Annotated in this window: 3 protein-coding genes; 1 reads left to right on the top strand and 2 read right to left on the bottom strand. The window is 68.3% G+C overall.

Going from position 1 to position 2,993, the window contains the following annotated elements:
* Nucleotides 1-368: 368 nt before the first annotated feature.
* A complete protein-coding gene (locus tag G6045_RS40070) occupies nt 369-890 on the bottom strand; it encodes a MarR family winged helix-turn-helix transcriptional regulator (RefSeq protein WP_165337170.1) in 522 nt (173 codons plus the stop codon).
* 130 nt (nt 891-1,020) lie between these two features.
* Here G6045_RS40070 and G6045_RS40065 point away from each other — a divergent pair, with 130 nt between their 5' ends.
* Nucleotides 1,021-2,322, top strand: a complete 1,302-nt coding sequence (locus tag G6045_RS40065; protein ID WP_165337171.1) for an MFS transporter — start codon at nt 1,021-1,023, stop codon at nt 2,320-2,322.
* A gap of 22 nt (nt 2,323-2,344) precedes the next feature.
* Here the strand turns inward: G6045_RS40065 and G6045_RS40060 are convergent, their stop codons facing one another.
* Complete coding sequence (locus G6045_RS40060; RefSeq protein WP_165337169.1) at nt 2,345-2,941, bottom strand: tetratricopeptide repeat protein; 597 nt, start codon at nt 2,939-2,941, stop codon at nt 2,345-2,347.
* Nucleotides 2,942-2,993: the final 52 nt, after the last annotated feature.

Raw genomic sequence — 2,993 nt, 5'->3', positions numbered from 1 at the left:
ATTTCCTCGGTGCTTTCCGGTTCCCGCTTTCGCGTTTCCCTTCCGGCGGTGTCGACTCTATCAGATCCTTTCGGGCCTGATTCCCGGTCAACTCGGGTTGTCTTTGCGGCTGTTGGGCCGTTCCGACTCCCAGAACCTTAGCGGATTCTCCGGCCGGCTCATAATCGAGCCGATCGAGTCCCAATGAATTGAATTCGGGCACACGAAGGCGCACAGAATTCGATCCCCAGGGGAATCGTGCATGTGTTGTGGGTTGCCGCTGTGAGCGGCGAGAGTGGCCGCCGCAGAACCGTTCCGGCTCCGTGGCAACCCGAAGAACCTTACGGATCCTTCGAGGTCGTGTCAACCCCCGCGCTAAGCGATCTTGTTCAGCTCTCTACGCGGACCAGGAGGCGGGTCAGCAGCTCGCCCAGGATGCCGCGCTCCTTCGTGGAGAGGTCCTGGAGCAGGTCCTCCTCGAAGTCCGTGGCCAGCTCCATCGCGTCCAGCCACTTCTGCCGGCCCGTGTCGGTGAGCCCGACGATCACGCGTACCCGATTCGCTTCGTCACGGTCACGGGTAACCAGTTCCTCCGCGACCATGCGGTCGATGCGGTGGGTCATGGCGGCCGGGGTGAGGCCGAGCTGCTTGGCCAGGTCGCCGGGGCCCATGCGATAGGGCTGGCCGGCCAGGACCAGGGCCTTGAGGACCTCCCACTCGGCGTTGCTGATGCCGAGGGTCGCGGTCTGCCTGCCGTACGCCACGTTCATCCGCCGGTTGAGGCGGCCGAGGGCCGAGACGATCTGCTCGACCTGGGGGTCCAGGTCGGCGAACTCGCGCTGGTAGGCCGCGATCTGTTCGTCGAGCGTCGGCTCGTTCGCCGGTGCGGTGGTGCCGTCGCTGTCAGGCATGCCTCGGAGTATGGCATGGCCTCACTTTGCACTTAAGCCCTTCGATGTTTACTCTTTAGCTCCTAAGTTTAGCTTTGAAGTCTTCAGCTTGAAGACCTCCCTTGAAGGCAGGTGAGAAGTGACCCAGGCGATGGGTGCCGCGATGCGGCGGATCCACGTGGGCAACGCGCTGAGCGCGTTCGGCCTCGGCTTCACCGTCCCGTTCCTCTACGTCTACGTGGCGCAGGTGCGGGAGCTCGGTGCGACCACGGCGGGTCTCGTGCTCGCCGTCTTTGCCGTCGCCGCCCTTGTGGTGCTGCCCTTCACCGGGCGTGCGGTCGACCGGCGCGGTCCGCTGCCGGTGCTCATGGCCGCTCTGGTCACCGCCGCGATCGGTGCGATGAGCCTGGGGCTCGCGAACACCCCGCAGCTGGTGATCGTCTCGGCCGCGCTGCTCGGTGCGGGTCAGGCCGTGATGCAGCCGGCGCTCGCCACGATGATCGTGGAGTGCTCGACCGCCGAGACCCGTACGCGGGCCTTCGCGACGCAGTTCTTCCTGCAGAACCTCGGACTCGGTGTCGGTGGTCTGATCGGCGGCCAGATCGTCAAGCACGAGCGGCCGAGCGACTTCACGCTGCTCTTCGCCATCGAGGCGTCGATGTTCCTGCTGCTCGTGGTCGTGATGGCGACCGTGAAGCTGCCGCGCCAGGCGCGGATCGCCGACGCGCTGCCGCAGGCCAAGGGCGGGATGCGGCAGCTGTTCAAGCACCGCGCGATGGTGCAGCTGTGTGCGCTGGGCTTCGTGATGTTCTTCGCCTGCTACGGGCAGTTCGAGTCCGGGCTCTCCGCGTACGGAGTAGAGGCGGCCGGGATATCGCCGTCGACGCTCGGCTTCGCGCTGGCCGCCAACACCGGGGCGATCGTCGTCGCCCAGTTCGTGGTCCTGAAGTTCGTCGAGCGGCGAAAGCGGTCCAAGGTCATCGCGTCCGTCGGTCTGATCTGGGTTGTGGCGTGGATCTTCGCCGGGTACGCGGGGCTCGGGCACGGCAGCCAGGCGATGGCGACCGCCGCGTTCATCTCCACGTACGCGCTCTTCGGGCTCGGTGAGGCGATGCTGTCGCCGACCGTCGCCCCGCTGGTCGCGGATCTGGCGCCTGACGGCCGTGTCGGGCAGTACAACTCGGCCTTCGCGCTGGTCAAGCAGCTGGCCCTGGCGGTCGGTCCGGCGATCGGCGGGCCGATGGGTGCGCAGCTGCACGCCCCGTACATCCTGACGTTCATCGTCTTCTCGCTCGGCATCACGCTGCTCGCCGTGAAGCTCGGCGAGCAGCTGACGCCGGCGCAGAACAATCCGTGGGCGGTGCGGCAGGCGGCTCAGGCGAAGGCGCGGGCCGAGGCGGAGGCAGAGGTCGAGGTCGGATCGCTGCGGGCTCCGGAGGCCGTGGCCGTCTGATCGCCCGGTCCGCTGTGCGGTTCTACGAGACGGACTGGCCCGCCTGTGCGGCGGCCAGTCCGTCTTCTGCTTTACGGGCCAGGGCTTCGGCGGTCGGTTCCTTGCTGGCGGCCGCGAGCGCGAGGAGGTCCCGGCATTCGGCAGCCGCCTCCTCGTGGCGCTCCAGGCGGTTGAGGGTGGGGGCTCGGTCCGCGCGGAGCTTCAGGGTGAGCGGGTGTTCGGGGCCGTGGATGCGTACGTAGAAGGGGAGCAGTTCGTCCTGGCGGCGCAGGGCCTCGGTGGGGTCGCCCTGTTCGCGTACGGCCAGGGCGCACAGGGCGAGGGCCGCGAGCGCCAGCTGGTCGTCGGGGCGCTGGGCGCGGTGGGCCGCCAGGTCGTGGGCCTCGGTCTCCGCCTCCTCGTACCGGCCCTGTGCGTACAGGACCGTGGCGAGGACGACCCGGGCCGTCGCCGAGAGTTCGTGGGCGGGGCCGAATGCCTTGTCGGATACGTCGAGGACCTGGCGTACCAGCGTCTCGGCCTCCTGGGGGCGGTCCTCGTGGAGCAAGGACTGGGCCTGGCGGATGCCGCGTTGGACGCCGGCGGTTTCGGGGGAGCTGAGGCGGTCGAGGAAACCCATGCGGGGAGGCTATGCCTGCGGGGTGGTTGGGCGGCACCCCTTGGGTGGGGGG

This window comes from Streptomyces mesophilus, from assembly GCF_011044995.1.
Classification (GTDB): domain Bacteria; phylum Actinomycetota; class Actinomycetes; order Streptomycetales; family Streptomycetaceae; genus Streptomyces; species Streptomyces mesophilus.
The sequence above is the reverse complement of the archived record's forward strand: the minus strand, read 5'-3'. Positions and strand labels throughout refer to the sequence as shown.

Excerpts from the sequence above, each read along its gene's own strand:
- G6045_RS40070 (WP_165337170.1), bottom strand. The coding sequence starts at position 890 with ATGCCTGACAGCGACGGCACCACCGCACCGGCGAACGAGCCGACGCTC.
- G6045_RS40065 (WP_165337171.1), top strand. The coding sequence starts at position 1,021 with ATGGGTGCCGCGATGCGGCGGATCCACGTGGGCAACGCGCTGAGCGCG.
- G6045_RS40060 (WP_165337169.1), bottom strand. The coding sequence starts at position 2,941 with ATGGGTTTCCTCGACCGCCTCAGCTCCCCCGAAACCGCCGGCGTCCAA.